Source organism: Xenorhabdus bharatensis, assembly GCF_037996705.1.
GTDB classification, from domain to species: Bacteria; Pseudomonadota; Gammaproteobacteria; order Enterobacterales; family Enterobacteriaceae; genus Xenorhabdus; species Xenorhabdus bharatensis.
This window is the reverse complement of sequence record NZ_JBBMXG010000002.1, coordinates 238275-261688: the sequence shown is the minus strand read 5'-3', so window position 1 is coordinate 261688 and position 23414 is coordinate 238275. Positions and strand designations below refer to the sequence as shown.

Genomic DNA, 23414 nt, shown 5'->3' with positions numbered 1-23414 from the left:
GTAATTCCAGCTCTTATTTTTAAAACCCGCTCTTTTGTGATCTATCTCATGAAATACAAATGATCATGCTTCTATCAAAACCACCATATTATTTTTTACAATAATATCATCACATTACAAATGTGAACACCTTTTCCTTATGGATATCAATCGGTTCAATGCACTAATCATATCCGCTATCTAAAGATATTATTTTTCAACAGCAATCATTTTAATTTTTTACACTGTCACTGTCGGATGTCGTTTTTTATTCCACTTGATTTAATTTGGCCTTTACCCATCCAGTATTTATTATTGCCTTCCATTTTTTATCACAGTTCCGCCGATATATTTGGATAACAGCATCCCTTCAATTTATAGAAAAACAACGGATTACATCCTTAATTGACGAATTTATCAAAGACAATTTGAGTTAAATTTAACTCTTGTGCCCGAATGTTATGCCCTGCGTTGTTATCAGGCGGGATAGCCTATTGCATAACATTCCATCATCTCAGGGAGACAGAATAGATGTCAGTGAAAAAACACGCCACAACATTAAAGAAAGGAAAAGCGCTGTTAGGACAAGGACAGCAAACTGCGCAAATGGCGAAACAGGCCAAAGGTTTGTTGGCAGGTACAGGCGGGAGTACTGCTGCCAGTACCGGTAGCCTCATCAATGGTGGCGGCTTCGCCGGTGGCGCGGGACAAAAAGCCGGGATGGCAGCTCAAGCTGCCATGAGTAACTCAACGGCAGGCAAGCTGTTACAACAAGCCGGTCAGGTATTGGGATTACTGGGTGGTGCCGACCCCAGTGGCCTGTTGTTTACCCTGACGGCAGGCGGATTGCCGGCACAGACCTTTGTCGTCACCGACTTCAGCCTGAACGAACACTTCTCGCATCCCTTTGCATTAGAAGTGGGGCTGGCGAGCGCCATTCCCGCCATCAGTTTCCCGCTGGTGCTTGACCGCACAGCAACACTGACCATTCTGCAAAACGGTATCGAACAGCGCAGCATCACCGGCATCGTCACCCGCTTTGAACAGGGCAACACCGGCCTACACCAGACCACCTACCGGATGAGCATCCGCCCTGACCTGTGGCGCACCACCTTACGGCAGAACTCGCGCATCTTCCAACAGCTCAACATCGCCAACATTATCACGACCATCCTCAAAGAGCACAGTATCCGCGACGTGGTATTCAACCTGCGCCACCCGCACCCAGAGCGCGAATTCTGTGTCCAATATCAGGAAAGTGACTTCGATTTCCTGCAACGGCTGACAGCAGAAGAAGGCATTTTCTACTTCTTCGAATGCAGTAACGGACGTAACACACTGGTGTTCGCCGATGACTGTGGCTCTGTACCACCGGGCATACGCCTGCCCTATCAGCCCGGTGAAGTCAGCACATTGGGTGAACCAGCAGTCAGTAGCCTGACCAGCAGCGCGCAAGTTCGCCCGGCGCAGGTACAGCTGAAGGATTACACCTTCAAAAACCCGGCATGGCCCGCAGAATTTCAGCAGCAGATGCGGGATGAGAACCTGCAACAGCTGTACTACGAGCACTACGACTACCCGGGTCGCTTCAAAGATGAGGCTCATGGCAAGGATTTTACCCGCTACCGCTTGGAGGCACTGCGCAGCGACGCGGAGACCGGGCAAGGCAGCGGCAATGCCATCGCTCTGCAACCGGGCAAGCTGTTCATTCTTGATAATCATCCGCGCTTAGACCTGAATCAGTCATGGCAGACCGTCTCCGCCAGCCACAGTGGCAGTCAGCCGCAGGCACTGGAAACCGTCAGCTCAGGCTCCGGCACAACACTGAACAGCCACTTCACCTTCATCCGCCAGAACCAGAACTGGCGTCCGGCTCCGCGGCCTAAGCCCGTGATTGATGGCCCACAAATCGCCAAAGTGGTAGGCCCAGCAGGGGAAGAAATCTTCTGTGACCAGTACGGGCGCGTGCGTCTGCAATTCCCGTGGGACAGATACGGCAAGAGCGATGACCAAAGCTCCTGCTGGATACGGGTCAGTCAGCCGTGGGCCGGTCAGGGCTGGGGTATGCTCGCTATTCCGCGTATCGGACAGGAAGTCGTGGTGGATTTCCTGCACGGTGACCCCGACCAACCGATAGTGACCGGGCGTACTTACCATGCCAGCAATATCCCGCCGGGGAGCTTACCGGGCAGCAAAACCCAGATGGCATTCCGCTCCAAAACCCACAAGGGGCAAGGCTATAACGAACTGCTGTTTGAAGATGCTAAGGGCAGTGAACGGCTGGATTTGCACGCACAGAAAGACATGAACACCAAAGTGCTCAATAACCGCGATACCCATGTACTGGCGAACCACAGCGAAACCGTGGAGAAAAACCAGACCATCAAGGTGAATGAGCACAAAAATGAAATGGTGAAAATGACCAGCACGGAAACTATCGGCATGGTCTACGCCCTGACTGTCGGCACCAGCATGAATACCACCGTCGGGGCCAGCCAGACTGAGCAGGTCGGCAGCCATAAATCCATTGCAGTCGGTAATACCCTGTCCATCAATGCCGGTGATGTGATTGAGCTGAAATGCGGTGCCAGCGTCCTGCGGATGGACAGCTCAGGCAAAATCACCATACAGGGCAGTGAATTCAAATTTGAGGCCAGTGGCCCGGTACAAATCACCGGTAAAGACATCGACCTGAACTAACAAGGACAGACTGAGATGGAATTTCGTAACCTCACCCCTTTCGCGGTGATGAACTATCAAATGTTCGATGTCGACGATACCGAGCATCACGTGGCGGTCATGAAAATCGGCTACCAGCTGATGCCCGCCGGACAGGGGGAATACGTTGCTGAACTGCTGCCTGCGCCGCCGTTGTGTTTACAGGATGAATATCGCGGGCAGATGAATGCCTCGCAGGTATTGCAGGAAAGCGACCTTGCACCCTTCAAGCCACGCTGCGATGTGATTGTTAATGGCACCGCCTACGCGCCGGATAACCGTCCCTGTAGCGAATTTCCCGTCCGGTTACAGGTCAAAACCCAGCAGGGTCATTCCCTGCTCGACAAAACCCTGACCATCACTGGTGAACGGGAGTTTATCTGTGATGCCAGCGGCCACTGGCAACTGACGGAGCCAAAAACCTTTACCACACTGCCGCTGGATTATCGCTACGCTTTCGGAGGCGAGTGCAAAATTCAGGCAGACGACAAAGCGAGCCAACGGCTTAACGAACGTGACCGCCTGACACCCGAACAGCGCCAGCAGCATCCGGACGGGGAAAATGCCCCGATTGCTCATGCGGTTTGTGAAACTAATCCGCTGGGCTCAGGATTTATCACCCCGTGGTACGCCAGTGCCAAAAAGCTCATCCGCTACCCTGCTCCACGCATCATCCGGTCAGATGCCCCTTTTACTGCTGAGCATTTTACCGCGCAACTGGCTGGCACGTTACCGCCTGATACGCCCGCCTGCCAGCCACAAGGCATGGGATTTATCGGTCGCCCGTGGCTACCTCGCCGTCAACTTGCTGGCACTTACGATGCCGACTGGCTGGAGCATCGCCATCCCTATCTGCCAAAGGATTTTGACTTCGGTTACTGGAACGGTGCACCAGCTGACCAGCAGATTGACTGGCCGGACACGGATATTGCCCTCACGCTAAGTGGCCTGACGCCCCACAGTGACCTACATGTCAACCTGCCGGGACATCGTCCGTTCATTTTGTTGCGCATGCACAACGGCGTGCTGTTACCCGTGCCGATGCGCCTCGATACGCTCATTATCGACAGCGAGGCCAGAACACTGCATCTGACCTGCCGCCTGAGCTTCAAAGCCTCCTTGCCCGTGCGGGTCGCCGAAGCCCGGTTTGAAATTAACCCGGATGCCCCCTTGCTCAAACTGGCTCCACAGGAAAAGGAGAAAAAAGATGGCTGATAACTATATCGCCCGTACTGCGGGCACCTGGATGATTATCGGTATGCTGCCGGACGTATGCAAAACCCCGATAGGACCTGCCACTCCCCCCATTCCCTACCCGGTGGTGGCAAAACTGGCGGACAGTTCGGCACCGGAAAAAACCGTGCGGGCTAATGGCATGCCGGTGGTGGTATTTGCCCGCAGTTTTGTACCCACCACACTCGGTGACCAGCCGGGAGTGGCGAATGGCATCAAAAGTGGCACTGTCGGGGGGAAATGCCATCCAAAAGCACATACCCAAACTGTCCGAGCAGGTAACAAGCTGGTACTGCGCCATGGAGATGAATTCTGGATGAATGGAGCATAAGGAAAACGCAATGACAGTCAGAATTGAAATTACAGGATATGGTGCCAAACAATTTTGTGAAAACTTTACCATCCACACGCAAGAAAGAGCCGAAATGGCTCTCAAATATGCGGAAGACCTGTTCCCTCACAGCGAAGTCGGAGGGGAAAATTCAGTATGGACCCCTGATGGATTCAAGCAGGTTGTGCAGGATGCTGTTGATAAATTCAAAAGTGGTGAATTTCCGTTGGAAGAATGGAAGTTACCTCCTCCTGAACCTAACGAATCTTTGCCAACCAAAGTCCGCGATGACAGCCCGAGCGGTACGGGTAACACGGTAGGTAAAATCGTCGGGCAGGCACCACAGGGGGCAAATCCGCCACATGAAGCGAATGCGGCCGTCACACCGGAAACTGAACAAGAAAAAGGATTTTTGGACAAGGCGGGAGAATGGTGGGATGAGACCAAGGAAGATGTGCAAAAGTGGGGAGAGGAAGCCAAAGAAAAGTTGAATGCAGCTTGGGATAAACCGGGAGAAGCTGCTATCGGGGCAGGAAAAGCGCTCTGGAATACCGTTCCTGAAATGGCTGAATTCATGGGTAAGGAGATGATGCGTTCTTTGACAGCTCCCGCCGTAGCTACCGAAAAAGTATTGGAATATACAGGTATCGCGCCTAAAGGAATTGGTGCATCTGAACTTCAGAAAAAAGCAATGGCGATGGTCAATAACGATGTAATCAAGTTTGAGATGAAAAGTGATGCTGAAAAAGGTGGTGCCTTAATCTATGAAGGGCTTTCTTTAGCAACCGGTATTCTTGGACTTGCAAAGGCAGTAGCCAAAAAAGGAGCCAAAATTAAAGGCAAATCTCAGGAAGCCCACGATGTGCCTGAAACTCCCAAGAAAACAGAGACGGATACTGTTGACAACAGGTCAAACAACAAAGAAGGGCAAAGTAGCGACAAAGCTAAAACAGAAGGTGACCCTGTCGATATGGCCACCGGTGACTTTCTGCAAGTCTGGCCGGTCATTGTTATCCCCGGATTATTGCCGATCACCCTGACCCGCACCTATCGTTCCACCGCTAAGTACAGTGGCTTGTTTGGCCCGAAATGGGCGGATGAGTGGTCACGTCAGTTGAAACTGGCCGATGGTCAGGTGAACTTCACCAATGCCGACGGGGTAATCTACGATTTCAGCACACCCGATAACACGGTGCTCGCCCGTAACCAGCATATTCCGCATTACGTGTTAACCGGTGAGTTAAATGGCGAACTGCGACTGACTGATCACCAGTCCCAACTCACTTATCATTTTAATCACGCAGCTGGGAATATTCGCAAACTGTCAGCGATCACCGATCGCCGTCAAAACACGATCCAGTTTGTTTACGATAAACAATCGCAACTGACAGAAGTTACGCGCACCGATGGCTTTCGGCTGATACTGAGTTATCAGGGGCAACAGCTCCAGACCGTGGATTACCTTGAGCAGCAAAAGCAACAAAGGCTGGTTACTTGTCACTATGACCCACAAGGCTACCTGAGTGAATGCGAAGCATTCCAACACAACCACCTGTGGCATGAATATGACGCACGGGGGCGGATGATTCGTTGGCACGATACCGACCAGACCGATTTAAGCCTGACTTATGATGAACAAGGACGAGTCCTCAGCACAACTTCTTCCAGCGGTTATTGGTGCGATCGCTTCCACTATGACGATAACGCCCGTATCACCACCTATCAGGACGGTGAAGGCGGTGAAACCCACTACCATTACGATAACAACGGGCTGGTTCTGCGTGAAGTCGATCCATTAGGCCGTATCACCCGCCGCCAGTGGCATCATAGTCAGATAGTCTGGGAAGCCGATCCATCAGGGGCTATCACCACATTCGATTACAACCCTGATGGTGCGCTGACAGAAATGAAGCTGCCGACAGGTGAAATTTTTGCTTACGGTTATGATGAACACGGGCAGCTTAGTGAAAGTGTCCTGCCAACGGGAGAACGCTGGCAATTTCACTATGATGAGCAAGGCAACCTGACCGCACTGACCAATCCGTTGGGGCACAAAGAAGAATACCAATACGGTCTCCACGGTGAACTACGCCAGCGCCTGCTGCCGGATGGTCGCCAATGGCATTACGCCTACGACGAACAACAGCGGCTGGCCGCAGTGATGACGCCGGACAGTCAGACCACCGGCCTGCAACTGGACGAACTGGGCCGCCTGCGTCAACTCACCGATGCCCTTAAACAACAGACCCACTACCGCTATAGCGATGACCATGCCAGCCTTAACGGTAGCCTGACTGAAGTTGAACTGCCTGATGGTACCACACAGCAACTGGCCTATGACAGTGAACGGCGTGTGGTGGCAGTAACTGACGGTGAAGGCCGTACCACGCGCTACACTTATGGCGCGTTTGACCTGCTCAAGCAAGTGACCCGCCCCGATGGCACGGTATTACGCTTTGGTTATGACCGCCTGACCCGGTTGAATTCTGTCACCGCCTCCACCGGTGAAACCTATCGCTATGAGCGGGATGCCGCCGGGCAGATTATCCGCGAAACCGATTTTACCGGACGCACCCTCGATTATCAGTACGATAAACTGGGCCGCCGCATTCAGGCACAATATCCCGATGGTCAACAACTCCGCTGGTATTACTCTGCCGCCGGTTCACTGATAAAACAGGAAAGTTGGCAACCGGAAGATGGCAAGTTAGTGCTTACAGCCACCACAACTTATGAATACAACAAACGGTATCAATTGGTGAAAGCCACTAACGCCGATGCTGTCGTCGAGTATGAGTATGACAAAACCACCGGCCTGCCAACCTGCGAACGCATCAACGGGCGGGAAATTACCCGTGAGTGGGATAGCCTGACCGGGCGTCCGGTCAGCGAAAGTGTGGATGGCAATACCCTGCATTTCGGTTATAACCTGTCGGGAAGTCTGAATCACTTTCAGCTTAACCAGCATGCACCACTGACCTTCCAGCATGATGCACTGGGGCGGGAAACGGTGCGCGAAAGTGCCAACGGGTTTATCCTCGCCAGCCGCTATACCGCAACCGGCCTGCTGGCACATCAATCGGCAGGACAGGCCACGCAATTTTTCCGGGAAACGCTGGCACAAAACGACCCCCACTTCCCGCCACAAGCCACCGCGGTCAACCGGAGCTGGCAATACGACCGTGCCCATAATGTGCGGGTGATTGATGACAGCCGCTGGGGACAAACCCGCTATCGTTACAATAGTAACGACCAAATACTGCATACTCTGTTCGAGGGCGCGCGTCCGCATGAAGAGCAATTCAGCTATGATGCCAACGGCAACCTGAGCCAGCACCTGCCGACTGATGCTCGGGGGGCGGTGGCACAAATCAACCAGCGCCAGCAAGCCGGGCGCGTAGTGCAACAAGGAGATATTCGTTATCGCTATGATGACAATGGTCGTCTGGTGGAAAAAACCGAACAGCGCGATGGCTTCCGTCCACAAATCTGGCGCTATCGCTGGGATACGCAAAACCAGCTCACCCACTGTGAAACTCCGGACGGTTCACGCTGGCATTATCGCTATGATGCGTTTGGTCGAAGAATTCGCAAGCTGAAAGTACATGATGGTAAGCTGACTGCCGCCAATTTACAGTTGTGGCTGGCCGGTAAACCGGATTTAGTGCCAAGGGCCGATGCCATCATAGGGCAGGATTACCTATGGAGCGGTGACCAACTGCTCGAAGAAACACCGATTTATTCCAATGGTACACCAGCAGAAGAGCAGCGTATCCGCTGGCTCTACGAACCCGGTTCATTAACGCCGTCAGCACGTTTTGAACACGGCAAGCTCCACTATATCGTCAGTGACCATCAGGGCACACCGCGCGAGATGCTCAATGAAGAAGGCCAACTCATATGGGCACAGCGGCTGAGAACGTGGGGGCAAGTAGATCGCTTTCAGGTTATCGCCTCCAATAACCCAGATTATCATGTAAACTGTAATCTACGGTTCATGGGGCAATATGAGGATGAGGAAAGCGGGTTATACTACAACCGATTTAGGTATTATTCACCGGAGACCGGACAGTATATTTCACCCGACCCGATAGGACTGGCAGGGGGCTTGAATCCATATGGGTATGTGCATAATCCGGTGGGCTGGGTCGATCCTTATGGTCTGACGGGTGGGATCGGAAATAAAGGGGATCTGGGCGCAAAAGCATTTTCAAGTAAATCATATCGTGAGGTTGAAAAAGACTCATTACCAGATTGGATGGTTAAATCATTTAAAGATGATGAATATAAAACAGTGGTTACTACAGAAAATGTTGTTCTTTACCGTACTTTTGGTGGTAATGCCAAAATTGATGGCGGGTTTGTAACTACTTCACCTGCAAAAAACAGAATTCAAGCCAAAATAGATACCGCTCTTCTACCTGAATGGAAAAATACAAGGCAGTATGAATCTACAATAGTTGTGCCTGCAGGTACTAAATTACAAGTCGGTAAGGTTAAAGAACAATTCACCCTATCTGGCACCAAATTAGAAGGAGGGGCTGATCAAGTAGTCTTACCTATGAACTATCCTATGAGTTGGGTAAAAGATGTCAGGTTTGTAGATTGAGAGGCCAGTTTAAGTATGGATAAAGAAAAACTAATATCAGAAATAGATAAAGCTATCGAATGGATGGAGGATGAGAAAAAAAACAATAAAAATCAACTAAAAGGAATGATAAATTTATTTGCAAGAACAAAAGAAAAAATTATCAAAAATGAATTATTACGTAATGAAATACGCGGTTCAGCAAGGATGTATGTTGAAATGTATAGTGATTATATGAATCCTATGCTCAACTATCTTGATTACGTTGAAAAAAATATTGATGAGTTTTTGAAAAAATAGTTTAAACCGGAAGATCATGGGGATCTTCCGGCTTTGTTCTTTTTTAAGAGCCACTCAATCCCTGCCCTTAGTTGCTGTTGTAGTCGCCAATCAGTTCCCGCATTCTCAGCTTAATTTCACTGAGCTGGTCTTGCTGGCGTTCCTATTGTTACCGGATAGCGCGGGGGTTGTCGCTATCGGGGATCAGCACCAAGCGACCATCCATGATTTTGACCGCAAGTGTGCCGCCAATATCAAACCTGACCTATTTAAGCTACTGCCCTTTAAGGTGTATCGCAGGCGAGGCGCTGGTCTTATCGTTTTGCGGCCCGTATTCCACGGTGTAATAACGTTTTGTTTTCGCGGCATTATTTAGACTACCTCGGAAATGATGCCCATTTATGGGCTAGTTTGAGAATGAGGAAAGTGGGTTATATTACAACCGCTTTCGGTACTATAATCCTGAGAGGCACAGTATATCTCGCCAGACCCCATAGGACTGCTGGGCGGCTTTAATCCGTACGGGTATGTGCATAATCCCACTGGATGGGTAGATCCGTTTGGTCTGGCAGGTGGAGTTGGTAACAAAGGTGATGTTAAAACTAAACGTCCTAGCGATGATCTAGGTGAAGTTACAGGACACTATTCTGCGGTTAACCCTGGACCATTAGATGATGGACTAGCTGAAACTTTTGCAGGCGGGAGGTATAAGGAAGTCATATTAAGCCGTGACACCGAGATATATCGGGCGGGAGTTTCAACTAATGAATTTGGACGATTCTTTAGCCTAGATAAGCCACAAAGTGTTATTCAAACAAGGATAGACAAAGCTGTTTTACCGAAGTGGCCAAATGGTGGCGAATCACCATTAGATACCGTATATAAATTCACTGTTCCCAAGGGTACAAAAGTCTATGTGGGTTCAAAAAGGTTTCTATCTCGGCGGTACAGAACAAATAGTCATAACAGCACCTTGGGATGTGAAGGGTATGAAAATATTAGAAAAAGGGATGTTAAAATGATACAGAAAATAGAAAAAGTTCTAAGCGAAATGTCAACTCTATTAGATCAAAATATGGAAACTAGTTGGGCCCGCTATATTGATGAATTACTCTATCGAATAAATATAGAATCTGATAACACTATTATTGATATAAAAGCACTTTTTGGTGGTATGGGCTCATTGAATGATCTAGTGCTGAGTAAAGATGGTAAACCATTAGCACATGAAAATAATAAACTAGATGAGTTAAGAAAAGAGTTATATAAATTATGCTCACCATATAAATGAATAAGTTAGGTATAAAAAGCCGGAAAGATCCATGATCTTCTAGCTTTTTTCATTTGACCGCTGACGACTGGGAAACAACGACCATCAGGGCACTGTGCGGGAACTACTGGATGAGCAAGGCGAGATGATTTGGGGTCAGCATCTGACCACTTGGGGAAAAGCTGAAAATCGGGGTAGCGTACCATCTCATCATGCTGATCATCATGTTCAGTGTAATTTTCGATTCATGGGCCAATATTTCGATGAGGAATCAGGGCGTTGCTATAATCGCTTTAGATATTACAGTAACGAGACTGGGCAATATATCTCGCCTGATCCTATAGGGCTACTAGGCGGGGTGAATCCTTATGGATATGTGCATAATCCCACGAACAGGATCGATCCTCTGGGATTGTCCGGTACTTCAAAACTCATAGCAGAAGCAAATTCATTTAAAGTTTTCCAAAATCGCTCAAAAGGGATGTTTTCTACGGAAGCAGAAGCCCGAAAAGCCTATGAACTCTTGCAGAAGAAAGACTGGCCAGCATTGGAAAAAAATGATGCCACCGGGGTCATGGCCTCCTAATGGCGGGTTTGCACATATAACACCGACTACTTTACAACCGGGAAAAAAATTGACCGTTATGGAGGCAGAATGTTAGATGGAAAATTTGTCGATAGTGGGGATTATGCTGCCCAGACTGGTGCTCCTTTTGAATTAGGACGTTAAAACCCATGATTACATGTATAAACAATGAAATTATAATTGAAAATAATATTTCTCTTACTGATAAAAGCACTAAGAGAAATATTATAAATTCCACCTATAACTGGGAGGAATGGATAAAAAATTTCAATAATGAAACTGTTTCTTATAGATTACTTCTTGATAAACCAAAAAATAAATATGGAAGACTATTCTTGATAGTGACATTCACAGTTCCAATAAATGAAAAATCACTATTGTGTTCATGGCACTTAGCTCCTGAGAAACTAATTAATGGCAAACAAAATAACCCAAAAGGAAAAGTCACAAATAACCTTAAAAAATGGTTCTACGAAGAAACAGGAACTAAATTACCAATTAGGCGTGAAAACATGCATATTGACGCATCATATGATCCATGGAATTATTCAGGTGTAATAGTGTGTAACTATCGCTCTAATTTTGAAAACGAGAAAGCATGGAAAGATTACTGTAAAAGGAATCATATATGAAATTTATTAATTATTTAGCATAATAATTGAATTAAATATGCTGGAAAGATCCCCGTGGTCTTCCGGCTTTATTATTCTTATGTGATACCTTAATTTTGGTCACCGCCATAGAACTGAATTAACCAACAATAAAAAAGGAATAACATGATAACGGTATATCAATATGTTTATGACAAGATGATAAAAAAAAGAGAAGACAAGTATCCTACTGGTAGCGCTGCAAGAGACGGTTTTCAAATAGCTCCAGAATGGAGTGACGCACGGCTTAGAGGTACTTTCGATACATTACAATTATATGAAAAAGGTGTCCCACAAGTTCGTGTTCCTTACTGGAAGGGGGATGAAATTAAGACTAAATTAGAACCATTTGCAACTGCTTACCCAGAACATGGTGCCGGTGGAGCAAGGCAGTTACATGCTGACTGGCGAACTATTCATTTTGATTCAATTAAAATTTTACCGGACAAATAATATGGAAATGCCAAAACGAGAAGATGCAGAAGAAATGCTTCATCAGTTACTCAAAAGGACATTAATACATGAAAGTGATATTAATGACTTGATGAATTCAGCAAGAAACCACGAATATGGTATTCCAATGAAGGGAATACGTGCCAGATATGACAATATGGAAAAAAGGGAATTAACCAAAAAAGATTGGGATGTTCTTGATACCTTAATGCATTTTTATGGTCCTTAGTAACAGTTAAATGCCTTGAAGCCGGAAAGATCCCCGTGATCTTCCGGCACATTGTTATGCTGTGACATCCCGTGTAATGCGATAGCATGGCATAGCATTAACATTCTCACTCACGTCAGCAACCAAAAAGGAAAAATATGATAACGGTATATCAATATGTTTATGACAAAATGATAAAAAAAAGAGAAGAAATGCGTAGCTATTTATTGAGTCCATCGAGTGATAATTTACCCGAAGAATATAAACCGATACGTGAAATGTATTATCAGGGCCCAGCCAACGGAAAATCCTATGTGGAGAAAATGATCATCAAAACAGCAGATAATCTTCTTTTTTCCCAATTTGAAAAAATGGATAAACTCCGATTATTGGAAAATGGTCAGGACATGTTTTCAATGGAGTTGAAACCTGATGAATATAATAGCATAGTTTATGTCCCCGATAACCTCAGTTTCTGTTCAATTATGAAAGAGTTGATTAAGGAAGAAAATAATAACCACACTTCGCAGTTTGTTTATTGAATGACTTTGTGCAAAAAGATAAATTACATCATTACGATGTAATTTATCAATAGAGACAGTAAAGGTACTATTTTTCTTTCAGCACAGCGCTTATTCATGTTAAAGAGAAGGTTGATTAAATCCCGGTGAAATGCAGTTTCAACCCCAGTACTTTTGATATTTTATATACGGTATTAAACGATGGATTACCTTCGCCGGATAACGCCTTATATATCCCTTCTCGGCTTATTCCTGATTCTTTAGAAAGTTGGCTAATATTTTTTATTCTGGCAATGTTACCTAACGCTTTAAATAAATATTTTGTGTCGTTTTCTTCGATTGCGGCATTTAAGTATGCCTGAATATCTTCTTCGATTTCTAAAAACTCCACAACATCGAATTTTTTTGGCGCTGTTTTCATTTTAAAATCCCCATTCTTTCGCGAGTTGTTTTGCTTTCTTTATATCTGCCTGCTTTTATCTCCGCCACAGAGCAATAATATGATTTTATTATTTTTATTAGCAAAGTAGACACGATAGCCTTGCTCGTAATGTATTCTGAGTTCCGAAACTCCACCTCCCACAGGTTCAACATCACCAAAATTGCCCTCTTCCATTCTTTCAACTCGGATTAAGATCTTGGCTTTGGCTATCCTGTCTTTTAAGGATTTTAACCATTTTTCAAAATCTTGAGTCCTTTCAATGGTTATCATGCTCACCTCTAAAGTGAATATTATTATTGTATATAAACAACACGATGTGTTAACCACAGTTAACACACCAATATTATCAGCAATTAAAATGTTTTATACGACTCAGGCAGGTCAGATTCGGTCATCAACATAATTTTGCCGTAACCGAAAGCAATTTGAACAGACTTATCCAGCAAACCGGTTTCCGTTAACCAGTCGCCCGCCAGATACAGTTCTCCACTATCACGCACCCAATCAATGCCCTGCTTCGGATCATTTTCCACAGCGTGGAACAGGGTTGCCGGATCATCGTCCGGCTTCGCCAATGTCAATATCAATCCGTTGTGATATTGCTGGATATGAAACAAAGTATTGGGCGTAAATCCCATCTGCTGCATATCATCACCACTTAATACACATTCCGGTTTTTCAGCGTTTTCAGTAGAAAATCTAAGCTCCATAGATTCCTTCTTTGTTGATTCATAAAATAAAATGCGAGCGGCTTCGCAAAAGAAAATTTTTGCCATTTTAAGTGCAAAGCACAGCTTACGCAGTCGCGTTCAATACTATGTTTTAGTTGATAAAACATAGTATTATGCGTTTATTTCGGCAGCTTTTTATTTAATTTTCCGGGGAATTGCCGTAGACAGTGTGCCACGGCGATATCATCCCATTCGCCTTCATTCAGGCTTTTTAAGCAATGCCACAGTTCATGAAAATTTTGGGCTGTGATGATCAGACAACCGGGCATTACTCTGATTTTTAACGGATCATTGATGGAAAACCCGGCTTCCAGCAGCCATTTTCCGCTTAAATTGATGGCAGGGATCGTACGGTTCACCCCATTGGGGCGGTAAACCACTTTCTGATAACGTTCCGGTTGGGAAATTTTGTAAATGCAGATGCCTGCAGTAGAATGCGTATCAGCCATAATAACTAGGTCCTTAGTTGTTGTGGTTAGCGGTTTTATCGTGTTGGTAGCACGGTAAAGCCGCGTCGAAATTTTCACCGCCACTCTATTCCCCGCCCAGATAACATGCCACTGACAAAAATGACCTTTGCAAAGCGGCTCGCAAAATAACGACAGAGAATGTATTCCATGTTTATTGACTATCGGCTCGGAATAGCTGCCTCATACCGAGCATCAAAGAGTGGTAAAACCAACAACCGTATTACCCGCCGCCATTTGGGAAAATGAAAAAGCGAACAAACTTTGCACGATTATTCATAATGTAGTAATGTACCTATATAGCTAATTTAAGCAGGAGGTACACCATGACTATCACCACTCTCTCCAGCCGGGAGCTGAATCAGGATGTGACCCGTGCGAAGAAAGCAACCAAAAACGGCCCGGTATTCATCACCGATCGCGGCAAGCCTGCGCATGTGCTGTTGAGCATCGAAGAATACCGTCTGCTGACAAAGCAGCATCGCAACATTGCCGATTCGCTGGCGATGCCGGGCGTTGCAGACATTGAGTTTGAACCCCAGCCCGTGACTATCGGCACTCGTCCGGCTGATTTCTCATGATGTATGTACTTGATACCAATGTCGTGTCCGAGCTACGCAAAATTCGGGCTGGGAAGGCTGATCCTAACGTAGCGGCATGGGCTGAAAAAGTTGATGCCACCGATCTCTTTGTCTCCGCCATCACCATCATGGAATTAGAACTTGGCATTTTATTGATTGAGCGTAAGGATGCCACACAGGGGGCTATACTGCGGGCGTGGCTGGAACAACATGTCTTACCGGAGTTCTTTGAGCGAACCTTGCCTGTCGATACCGCCGTAGCACAACGCTGCGCCCGATTGCACGTACCAGACAGATGCAGCGAGCGTGATGCGCTGATTGCAGCAACAGCACTTGTGCATGGTATGACGATAGTCACGCGTAATGTAGCCGATTTTCAAGCCTCAGGAGTAACAATCCTCAATCCGTGGGAATCGAGTCTATAATGGTGGCCAGAAACTATTTGTTAGCGGATTATCGTGTGCGTTGCTGAAGATCTTTCAGCATGTTATGCAATTTCTCAATGGCCTGCGCATTTTCCGCAGCCGATTGCTTGTAACGCGCATCGACTCTGGCCTGTTCAGCAAGTTGTTCCTGTAAGCGCCGACCGGTTTTTGCATCCAGAAAATGAGCCCGACTGGCCTCCACTATCCAGCGGGTATCGGTGGAGGCGTGACCACTGACCAGCGACGTCCACGCTGAAGCATGACCTGATTTATCCACCAGCCGTGCCCGAAAGTAAAATTTCTCCCCCGCTGCCAGCCCTTGCAACGTGTAGGTGCGCTGCAGATAGGCAATATCAGCGAACTGCAACGTGTCATCCTCTTCTCCACTTTTGTTGTAGCAAATTTCCGTTTTCAGCAGGACATTTGTTGACTTGACAAAAGCCCAATCCAACCGAATACCAAAAAGTAGCGGCGTGGTTTGGAGAAACTGCGGTTCCGATGGCGGCCTTGTGTGTCTTTCCAGCAGGGTATCCCGTGTGGTCGTCCAAAGACTGGAGATTGCCGCGGCATTCATCGCCCTGACTCGCGCCTGATAGCGTCCTTCATCGACGTTCGGTACCTCAAGACGCCGGGCGGTTGTCTGGGGTGCCGTTATCCAGTTGCCATTGTCTTTACGCCATTCGACGTCATAGGCCACGGCACTGTCGGCGGCATCCCATGTGATTTGCAACGTGGTGGTGATAATGCCCTGATTAATCGAATAATCACTGTCGATGCGGATATTTTTCGGGGCCGGCTGAACACGGGGTGGAAGAGTAGCCACGGGGCGTTCGTCAATACGGGTGTTCCTGTCGATAAGCGCATACTTGTCTGGGTTATGCTCAACTGCCGTAATCTCAAACGAGACACCGTCTTCCCCTGCTTTGATACCCATCACTCGGAAAGGGTGTTCCACGCTATAGCTGGATTCAATGGACCAGACGGCCCCCGCCTCCGGGAGATCTGAATAAGCATAGCCACCGCTACTCACGGAAACGTCCTGTCCGTTGATCGCGGTAATGAGATCCTTTCCTGTTTTACCGGAAGGCAGGTTGACGACCAACCAGTCCCCCACGTTTGCTGATGGCACCCGATCCAACGTGAGCATATATCGTCTCGGCACAGCCTGAATACGCCCACTTTTGCCGGCTCCTGACAGCAGATTATCCGATATGCCGATAAGGTAACCCGGCAGAGGAATATGCCCCTCCAGTCCAACAGTGAAAGTGACGGTCCGGTCGTGTTCGTTGGTATACAGTATCCATTTTCCACGCCGGATAGCTTCACTCTGGCGGGTACAACCGATAGCGGTAATATCGGCCTGCCGGATACCATAGCGACGTATCAGGCGATGCTCAAACACCGGTTCGATCGCATCCTGATAGCCATTCTTCGGATCAGACCAGCTCACCATCGCCGTAGAATAATGAGTTTTCTCGCTGGCACTGGCATAGGTGAATTTACCGTCACGTACATTGGCCCCCGTAAAGAGATAATCCCTGTCACGGGGCATATCCGCCAGCACGTTCATGTTGTTATTGGCCCAGAACGTCATCCCCCGGAAAATCCCCGCAATGTCACGCAACACCGCCCAGGCATCTTCCTGTGACTGAATATACACATTGCAGGTAAAACGGGGCTCTTCGCCACCTTCACCATCCGATACCGTCTTATCACAATATTGCGCGATGGTGTACAGATCCCATTTTGCCAGCGTCAGGTTTTCCGCTTTCACCCGGGTGCCGATACTGAACCGGTCATTGATCATCAGGTCATACAGCACCCAGGCCGGATTGTCGCTCCATGCCCATTTGAAAGTACCGTCCCAACTACCATAATAGCGGCGGCTATCCGGATGATAATTGGCGGGCACACGGATGATACGCATCTTCGGTTCACAGGTGATTTGCGGGATATTGCGGAACTGTTTGGCATCAAACTGAACAAATAACAGGGCCGTTTCTGGGTAGCTTAATTTGGCATCAATCACCTCAGTAATAGCTTCCACCATCATGGCATCCGCGATCCGGTTACTGTTCTGTTTGGGTGTCAGCCGCCGAAGGCGCACCTGCCAGCCCGAATAAGCAGCGGGTAAATCCACCCGGTGGGAACGTTCGTATTTGGTGGTGGTTTTGCCGTCTACAGCCGTTTTCAGGATTTCCTTGAAAGCGCCGCCATCAGTGGCAAGATCAATGGCATAGTCAATGCGATAGCCCACCGTGTCCCCGTTATCCTTTTACCTCTGCAACTGGGGCCACGATAACCGCAGGCGAACCGCTGACAATTGGGTATTGGTGACCGTCGTGACCCACGAATTGACCAGTTCAGCACTCACCGTTCGGGCATTTTCAATCGCCGGCATCCCGGGGATATACGCCTGATGGGGCGTGCCGGGACGAAATTCCCATTTAACGCCTTCAAAATTAGGTTTGCCGTCAGCACCAACAAGAGGTGTGTTATCCAGAAAAATCCGCTGACCATTCAGTTCTCCCGCAAATTCACCTTCACCGAGGGCAAGAAGGATCTTGGTATAGGCCGTGGATTGCAGGGAGTCCGGCGCTTCCACCGGCGTGCGCGGCTGCTGTCTGCCGCCTTTATTACCCTGAATAAGTTGCTTTTCCATACTTCATCCTCAGCGCGTTATTGTTGGTCTTCAGCATAGATACCCGCTGAAATGATGGCACCGCCGATACGGCGTCTGCCGTAACCAATGGGCACGGGATTGCCCTGCGCAACCGTATTCACCGGTCCCCCGAACGCATAGGAGGGCTTGTTATCGGGATCTTCGCGCCGGGCCAGTCCGCCCGGCATCGGTGAGAGCATCTGCACCACGCCACCCAACATCATGCCCACCCCGGACATGACCATCGGCGCACCAAACGGGGTTGCCCACAAGAACGCGCCGGCCACCACCATGACCGCGCCCAGAATAGTCTGAAAGACACCGGCATTTTTACTGCCGATAATGATGGGCGCAATGCGGATATCGTCCTGCCCGGAAAACATCAGCTCTTCCCGGCTGATATTGCGTTTTCCGTTAAACACGGCAAAGGTCAGCCCCTGCGCTTTGGCAATCAGCAGAAAGCGTTCAAATCCTTTCATCCGCACGGATAATGCCCGGATCGCTTCCTGCGGGGTAGAGACAGCCAGATTATGTACCCGACCGAAGTGGGTACCGAGCACACCGTATAATCGAATAGTTCTTAGGGTATTCATGCAGTTACTCCAATAAAAAACCCGCCGAAGCGGGTGACAAATGGTGCTCTATTTCATTAAAAAGCAGTTGGATAAATACCGTAATCACCACTTGAACCATATCCGATCCGATATATCAAAGTCCTACCTTCTGTAACTTTACCTTCCTGCTCGCTCATACCACCAATACATATCCCTTCTGGTTGTGCGCTAAAAATATGACTACCTATCTCGGGATATATTTCTATTTTCTGTTTTGGTTCTAGGCGGGCAATTTCTTTCCCATCAACATAAATTCGGGATGAACAGGGGCTTCCTAAAAGACCTGAATCTCTTTTGATTATAACCTTGCCTGTTCCTTCTTTTTTGACCAATAAATCATGCTGTATTATCTGCTTTTCTGGCACTAGTTTTGCTGCTTCATTGGAAATTGGAGTGGTTGCGCAGCCTACGAGATTAAAAATCATTGCCACTACAGCTATTTTTTTCATACTAATCAATCCTTGTAATTAAAACATCTTGAGATTATCCATAATAGACTAATTAATCATAAAACTTTTATACCTCAATACGATTATTGTGCGTTCCTGCCAGTAGCCATGATAGGGTTCCCGCTTACTGAGCTGCCCGTACAGGTGGTGCAACATCAGGCCTTCACCTAGATAAACACCGGCATGGTTGGGTTCATTCGCCTGTACCTGCATAATGATCACATCCCCTGCCTGCAATTCACCGCGACAGGCGACAAATCCAGCGGCGGCATACTGTTTCATATACAGATTTTCGCCCCGAGTCCACCAGCCATCGGTACGTTCAAAATCAGGGAGTTCAAGCGTACGTTCCAGTTTGTACCAATCACGCACGATGGCATAACAATCCCAGAACCCGTGCACAAACGGACGCCCTATCAATGGCTTAATGCCTGCCAGAGGCATCAGGGTACGGATATCCCCTCCCGGCCATGAAACAATCACCCACGGGAGTTTTGACAGATCATACTGGGCGATATCCAACGGGCTCGGCTGTGTCGTCACATCGGGGTGACTGTGAACAATGGCAACAACCGTGCCTTGGTCTTCAGCAGCCGCGTAATCCTCCGGGTGAATACAAAACTGTTCAGTGGGTGACGAGGCGGAATTGCGACAGGGAAGATAATGCTGTCGGCGGTGCTGTTGAATAATTACCCCGCAACACTCATTCGGGTAGGCTGCTTGGGCATGTGCCATCATGGCACGGATGGTCGCTTTTCTCAGTATCGTCATGGTTAGCGCCTCAGCAAGGCCGAGCCGGGAAACCCGCCAAAGGGCAATTGCGCTGTATCTCCAAAACGTTTTTTACAGTCACTCATTAACCCTCCACAGGCATCCGAGGCCGGATCAATGCCGCTACCGGGGAATATTTTTCTGCCAGTTCCCGCCGCTGTTTTTGGTGATTTTCGGCATTGAGGAGGGTTAAGCGTTGCAGCTCACTGTCCGAAGCGATACCCGATTTGCCGACTTCATGGATTTTATCCCGCATTGCTTTCTCGCTGAATCGGATACGATCCAAGCTGGTGGCGTGGGTCTGCTCAATGTCCTTGCGTAACTGCTGATAACGGTGAAGGGATTGTTTGCCTTGTTGCTCTGCTTTGATGAGATCCTTACCTGTCCACGGATTACCCGGGCCGTTCTTCTCCGGTTTTGGCGGCTCAGACGGTGGCTGGTCAAAAATCCCCGCGACCGAGGTTGTCTGTAGGTTTTTCTTTCTGGCGGTTTTCTTTTCTATCCCTTTGAGGATATCTTCTCGCCGACTGAGTAATACCCGGCCTTGCTTTTCAACTGCTTTCGGATCTTCATAAAAAAAACGCAGGAATCCTTTTTGACGATTTTCTAAGAGCTTGATTCTGATTTGAGAATACCGTTCCAGTTGGCTATCAATCTGCCTGAGTTCTGCTTTCAGATTGTTAAGATCATCGTCAGTCTTATCCAGCTCGACCGCCACCTTAATTTTGGAAAGCCGTTGCAGTTCAGCCACCGTTTCAACGGATTCCTCCTTTAAGTGCCGCAACCCCTCTCTGGCTTGGACGCTGGCGTTATATAACCCGTACAGAGCAGAACCTGCCAACATTGCGGCACCAAATGGTCCACCCATCAGGGCAAGTGCGCCACGGGCAGCGCCCCCCGCGACAGATAATGCCCGATAGGCATACGACAGCCGGCGGTTAGCCGCTTCAAGTTGTCCGGTGGCCTGTGTTTGTAATTTGAGGGCTTCCGTTTCCTGTCGGATCAGGGTGCTTTTTTCTTTCGCATAATTGACGGAGAGTCCATGCAAGCGGTTGGTTCTTTCCAGATACTGAATGTGCCTGCCCTGCGCTTCCGTTGAACGTAGCGTGGCATTGGCCTGTTCAAGAGTACGTTTTGCCGTTTCTGTCTGCTGTTTGGCCATATCACGAGCCGCTTTTTCGGTGGCCCGCCATGCCGTCATATTTTCACGTAATCCCGCGGTCAGCTTTGTTGCTATCACGGGGATTAGCGTATGCAATGCTACGCTAGCCACCAGATTAACATTCTCGGACAGCGCATTAATTGCGTGGGTTGCCCCCTGTACTCCGGTACGCAATGGGCCATCGGCACTCTGCCCGATTTTCAACGCTATGCCTTCAAAAGCACTCGTCAGCACCTCCAGATCAGCACTCAGGTTATTAGCGCGTGCACTGGCCTGTTCATAGGCGACCTGTGTTCCGGTCAGGGCTTGGGTCAATGCGTCCAGTTTTTCCCGCCCGGTGACTAAGTTCGACGCGGCACTGACATTGGCCCGTCCGAATAACTTTACCGCCTGCGCTGTAGAGAGGTTCTTGCCCGTTAAAGATTCCAGTGCCGACGATAAACCCACCACGGAAGGTTTCAGTTTCTTGTCGGTGGAACGCTCCAGCGCCAGTATCACATTACGCAGGGCAATACCTGCCTCGCCGCCTTTGATACCTCGCTCTGCCAGTATCTGAATGGCAGCGCCCAGTTCTTCAACGCTGATCCCGGCCTGAGCGGCTAGGGTGCCACCCTGTTTAATGGCCTGCGCGGTTTCGTTAATTTCGGAAGCACCGTATTTCGCACCGGCTGCCAGTACGTTAATAAAACGGTCAGCCTGGGCGGCACTGGCACCAAACTGGTTGAGTGATAACGCCAGTGCTCGGGTGGCATCAGGCAGATCAATGCCAGACGCCTGCGCCAGTATGACTGCCTTCTCAGTGGCTTGGGTGAGTTGCTCAGTGTTCTTGAGCAGCTCCGGTTTGGCTGAGGCCATGAGTTTCAGGGCCTGCGCAATGCCGGTCGCCCCGAACTCGGTGGTACGCTCGATCCGTTGGGCGTTTTCATCCAGTTTTTTTAACTGTTCACCCGTTGCACCGGTAATGGCGGACAAGTCAGACAATGCCTGCCCGTATTGACGGGTATGGAAAATCATCGTGTTCAGTGAAAAACCGGTGCCGGCCAGTAATGCCAGTTGCCCGGACACCGATTTGATGTGCGATGCCAGTGAACGGTAGGTTTTTTCCAGTTTTTTGGCATCCGAACCCGCCTGAACCGTAAAGCGCTCAGACTCCCGCCCGGCATAACGATAGGCATCCCTAATCCGAGATTTAAACGCAGTGGCATTCACCAGCAAGCCGACCGTCAGTGTCGATAAATTAGCCATGGATTAACCTAATAATTTCATCACCGCATCACACTGTACCTGCACCGTATCCCGAGGAACGGAGACTGGGCCGGCAGAGAGATTGCCGGACTGTTGGCGGTTTTTCAGTCGGTAGTACGCCTGCCACTCGTTAAGTGTTGAGGCAGGCAAAGACAGGATGCGATAGGGATCGATTTCGCCGAGCTGTTCCGCTAACGTGAAGGCAAAATGCAGCCACGACGAGTCAGTTAGTTTTTTTCGGCGTCCTCCAGTGTGCCGATGGAGTGACGCTTCACGGTCTGGATGGCTTCAATCAGGATGGCGTTATCATGGACGATCATCAATTCCTCTGCGGTGGGCAGGAAGTCAGCGGGAAGGGGTTTGCCCTTATCATCCACCAGACAATCCAACACCATCTGGATATTCAGACGGGAAGCCCCGCGCCCGTCTCCCGCTTCACTCAGCTTTTCCGCTTTTTCTTCCAGCTCCAGCAGTTCCAGTGCCGTCATCCGACGCAGATTGATTTGCGTACCGAACAATTCCACCGCTTTAATCTGCGGACGCGGAGTGAGTAAAGCCGCTTTCAGTGCTTTCATGGGTTAACTCCTGTTTTGCTGTCTGCGATACTCCAAACGAGGTTGTTTTGTTTGCCTTTGACGGTGATCTGGATCACTTCACTCGCCGGCGCGTTAATGTCATTCATTTCCCAGCAGGAAAGCGCCAGCACCATCGTGGCAGTCCGTTTATTCGGCAGGGCGATGTAAAACTGCACGGTTTCGCGCTTTTCAGCCGCGTTCAGGAAAGAGACAAAATCCTCGTTCGCCGGATCATCGATAAAACCCAGGGATTTTTCCGGCCCTTCCGGCATATCGGAGATAAACTGCTTATTGGTATCCATCAGGGTGGTACAGTCGACAAAACTGCCGGTCAGCCCGGTTGCACCCAAGGCTTTACAGTTGATGAGGGGTTTCATCTGTGCCACGCTATCGCCGGGTTTGCCGAACTTGACGACCGTACCTACCGGCAGAACAGCGTATTCGGGGGAGGTTGCCATGATGTTTTACTCCAGT

General features: G+C 48.6%; 27 protein-coding genes and 3 pseudogenes. 15 read left to right on the top strand and 15 right to left on the bottom strand.

The features are described from left to right. Nucleotides 1-510 precede the first annotated feature (510 nt). The 13 genes and pseudogenes from AAC855_RS03095 (at nt 511) to AAC855_RS03035 (ending at nt 12837) form a co-directional block, all read left to right on the top strand. Entirely contained in the window at nt 511-2679 is a 2169-nt protein-coding gene (locus tag AAC855_RS03095; RefSeq protein ID WP_340608153.1) for a type VI secretion system Vgr family protein, read from the top strand. A 15-nt stretch (nt 2680-2694) separates the two neighbouring features. Further along, nucleotides 2695-3912: a DUF2169 family type VI secretion system accessory protein gene (locus tag AAC855_RS03090; RefSeq protein ID WP_340608152.1), complete on the top strand. Its 1218-nt coding sequence runs from the start codon at nt 2695-2697 to the stop codon at nt 3910-3912. Further along, nucleotides 3905-4261, top strand: coding sequence for a DUF4150 domain-containing protein (locus AAC855_RS03085; protein WP_340608151.1), 357 nt, complete (start codon nt 3905-3907; stop codon nt 4259-4261). Before AAC855_RS03090 ends, AAC855_RS03085 begins: the two co-directional genes overlap by 8 nt. Nucleotides 4262-4271: 10 nt before the next feature. Beyond that, on the top strand, nt 4272-8870 hold the full coding sequence (locus AAC855_RS03080) for an RHS repeat-associated core domain-containing protein (protein ID WP_340608150.1): 4599 nt from the start codon (nt 4272-4274) through the stop codon (nt 8868-8870). Nucleotides 8871-8885: 15 nt separating this feature from the next. Next, nucleotides 8886-9149: a hypothetical protein gene (locus AAC855_RS03075; RefSeq protein ID WP_340608149.1), complete on the top strand. Its 264-nt coding sequence runs from the start codon at nt 8886-8888 to the stop codon at nt 9147-9149. 16 nt (nt 9150-9165) lie between these two features. Beyond that, entirely contained in the window at nt 9166-9504 is a 339-nt protein-coding gene (locus AAC855_RS03070) for a hypothetical protein (protein ID WP_340608148.1), read from the top strand. A gap of 34 nt (nt 9505-9538) precedes the next feature. After that, a pseudogene (locus tag AAC855_RS21560) lies at nt 9539-9699 on the top strand (RHS repeat-associated core domain-containing protein); the annotation flags it as partial. A gap of 447 nt (nt 9700-10146) precedes the next feature. Continuing rightward, nucleotides 10147-10419, top strand: coding sequence for a DUF6966 domain-containing protein (locus AAC855_RS21555; RefSeq protein ID WP_422824348.1), 273 nt, complete (start codon nt 10147-10149; stop codon nt 10417-10419). Between the two features lie 94 nt (nt 10420-10513). After that, the gene (locus AAC855_RS03055; RefSeq protein ID WP_340608146.1) at nt 10514-10984 is read left to right on the top strand and encodes an RHS repeat domain-containing protein; all 471 of its coding nucleotides are present in this window, start codon (nt 10514-10516) and stop codon (nt 10982-10984) included. A 149-nt stretch (nt 10985-11133) separates the two neighbouring features. After that, on the top strand, nt 11134-11616 hold the full coding sequence (locus AAC855_RS03050) for a hypothetical protein (RefSeq protein WP_340608145.1): 483 nt from the start codon (nt 11134-11136) through the stop codon (nt 11614-11616). Between the two features lie 144 nt (nt 11617-11760). Next, nucleotides 11761-12087 carry a hypothetical protein gene (locus tag AAC855_RS03045; RefSeq protein WP_340608144.1) on the top strand — a complete coding sequence of 109 codons (327 nt, stop codon included), beginning with the start codon at nt 11761-11763 and terminating at the stop codon, nt 12085-12087. Nucleotide 12088: 1 nt separating this feature from the next. Further along, nucleotides 12089-12316: a hypothetical protein gene (locus AAC855_RS03040; RefSeq protein WP_099111878.1), complete on the top strand. Its 228-nt coding sequence runs from the start codon at nt 12089-12091 to the stop codon at nt 12314-12316. 137 nt (nt 12317-12453) lie between these two features. Beyond that, the gene (locus tag AAC855_RS03035; RefSeq protein ID WP_340608143.1) at nt 12454-12837 is read left to right on the top strand and encodes a transposase; all 384 of its coding nucleotides are present in this window, start codon (nt 12454-12456) and stop codon (nt 12835-12837) included. A gap of 115 nt (nt 12838-12952) precedes the next feature. Here the strand turns inward: AAC855_RS03035 and AAC855_RS03030 are convergent, their stop codons facing one another. The 4 genes from AAC855_RS03030 to AAC855_RS03015 all read right to left on the bottom strand — a co-directional run bounded on the left by AAC855_RS03030 (nt 12953) and on the right by AAC855_RS03015 (nt 14438). After that, on the bottom strand, nt 12953-13237 hold the full coding sequence (locus tag AAC855_RS03030) for an addiction module antidote protein (protein ID WP_340608142.1): 285 nt from the start codon (nt 13235-13237) through the stop codon (nt 12953-12955). A 39-nt stretch (nt 13238-13276) separates the two neighbouring features. Then, a complete protein-coding gene (locus AAC855_RS03025; protein WP_340608141.1) occupies nt 13277-13528 on the bottom strand; it encodes a type II toxin-antitoxin system RelE/ParE family toxin in 252 nt (83 codons plus the stop codon). An 83-nt stretch (nt 13529-13611) separates the two neighbouring features. Continuing rightward, a complete protein-coding gene (locus AAC855_RS03020) occupies nt 13612-13968 on the bottom strand; it encodes a hypothetical protein (protein WP_340608140.1) in 357 nt (118 codons plus the stop codon). Between the two features lie 140 nt (nt 13969-14108). Continuing rightward, nucleotides 14109-14438 (bottom strand): SymE family type I addiction module toxin, encoded by a 330-nt coding sequence (locus AAC855_RS03015; protein WP_340608139.1) that lies wholly within the window; start codon nt 14436-14438, stop codon nt 14109-14111. 344 nt (nt 14439-14782) lie between these two features. On the opposite strand from AAC855_RS03015, the gene AAC855_RS03010 reads away from it, so the two are divergent. Then, nucleotides 14783-15037, top strand: coding sequence for a type II toxin-antitoxin system Phd/YefM family antitoxin (locus AAC855_RS03010; RefSeq protein ID WP_099111885.1), 255 nt, complete (start codon nt 14783-14785; stop codon nt 15035-15037). Next, nucleotides 15037-15462 carry a type II toxin-antitoxin system VapC family toxin gene (locus AAC855_RS03005; RefSeq protein WP_340608270.1) on the top strand — a complete coding sequence of 142 codons (426 nt, stop codon included), beginning with the start codon at nt 15037-15039 and terminating at the stop codon, nt 15460-15462. Before AAC855_RS03010 ends, AAC855_RS03005 begins: the two co-directional genes overlap by 1 nt. Nucleotides 15463-15490: 28 nt before the next feature. Here the strand turns inward: AAC855_RS03005 and AAC855_RS03000 are convergent, their stop codons facing one another. From AAC855_RS03000 to AAC855_RS02955, 11 genes and pseudogenes are all read right to left on the bottom strand, one after another. After that, a complete protein-coding gene (locus AAC855_RS03000; protein WP_422824347.1) occupies nt 15491-17389 on the bottom strand; it encodes a TipJ family phage tail tip protein in 1899 nt (632 codons plus the stop codon). A 102-nt stretch (nt 17390-17491) separates the two neighbouring features. Further along, a pseudogene (gpJ, locus tag AAC855_RS21550) lies at nt 17492-17725 on the bottom strand (TipJ family phage tail tip protein); the annotation flags it as partial. A 12-nt stretch (nt 17726-17737) separates the two neighbouring features. Then, nucleotides 17738-18124 carry a hypothetical protein gene (locus AAC855_RS02995; RefSeq protein ID WP_340608137.1) on the bottom strand — a complete coding sequence of 129 codons (387 nt, stop codon included), beginning with the start codon at nt 18122-18124 and terminating at the stop codon, nt 17738-17740. Between the two features lie 17 nt (nt 18125-18141). After that, on the bottom strand, nt 18142-18717 hold the full coding sequence (locus tag AAC855_RS02990) for a tail assembly protein (RefSeq protein ID WP_340608136.1): 576 nt from the start codon (nt 18715-18717) through the stop codon (nt 18142-18144). A 56-nt stretch (nt 18718-18773) separates the two neighbouring features. After that, nucleotides 18774-19187: a hypothetical protein gene (locus AAC855_RS02985; RefSeq protein WP_340608135.1), complete on the bottom strand. Its 414-nt coding sequence runs from the start codon at nt 19185-19187 to the stop codon at nt 18774-18776. A 48-nt stretch (nt 19188-19235) separates the two neighbouring features. Beyond that, complete coding sequence (locus AAC855_RS02980) at nt 19236-19958, bottom strand: C40 family peptidase (protein ID WP_340608134.1); 723 nt, start codon at nt 19956-19958, stop codon at nt 19236-19238. A 2-nt stretch (nt 19959-19960) separates the two neighbouring features. Beyond that, nucleotides 19961-20074, bottom strand: a pseudogene (locus AAC855_RS02975) (phage minor tail protein L); the annotation flags it as partial. Beyond that, a complete protein-coding gene (locus AAC855_RS02970; RefSeq protein ID WP_340608133.1) occupies nt 20044-22365 on the bottom strand; it encodes a phage tail tape measure protein in 2322 nt (773 codons plus the stop codon). The pseudogene AAC855_RS02975 and the gene AAC855_RS02970, both read right to left, overlap by 31 nt. Nucleotides 22366-22368: 3 nt before the next feature. Beyond that, nucleotides 22369-22515, bottom strand: a complete 147-nt coding sequence (locus AAC855_RS02965) for a hypothetical protein (protein ID WP_340608132.1) — start codon at nt 22513-22515, stop codon at nt 22369-22371. Between the two features lie 77 nt (nt 22516-22592). Continuing rightward, nucleotides 22593-22940, bottom strand: a complete 348-nt coding sequence (locus AAC855_RS02960) for a phage tail protein (RefSeq protein ID WP_340608131.1) — start codon at nt 22938-22940, stop codon at nt 22593-22595. Then, nucleotides 22937-23398 carry a phage tail protein gene (locus tag AAC855_RS02955; RefSeq protein WP_340608130.1) on the bottom strand — a complete coding sequence of 154 codons (462 nt, stop codon included), beginning with the start codon at nt 23396-23398 and terminating at the stop codon, nt 22937-22939. The genes AAC855_RS02960 and AAC855_RS02955 overlap by 4 nt, the downstream gene beginning before the upstream one ends. Nucleotides 23399-23414 lie beyond the last annotated feature (16 nt).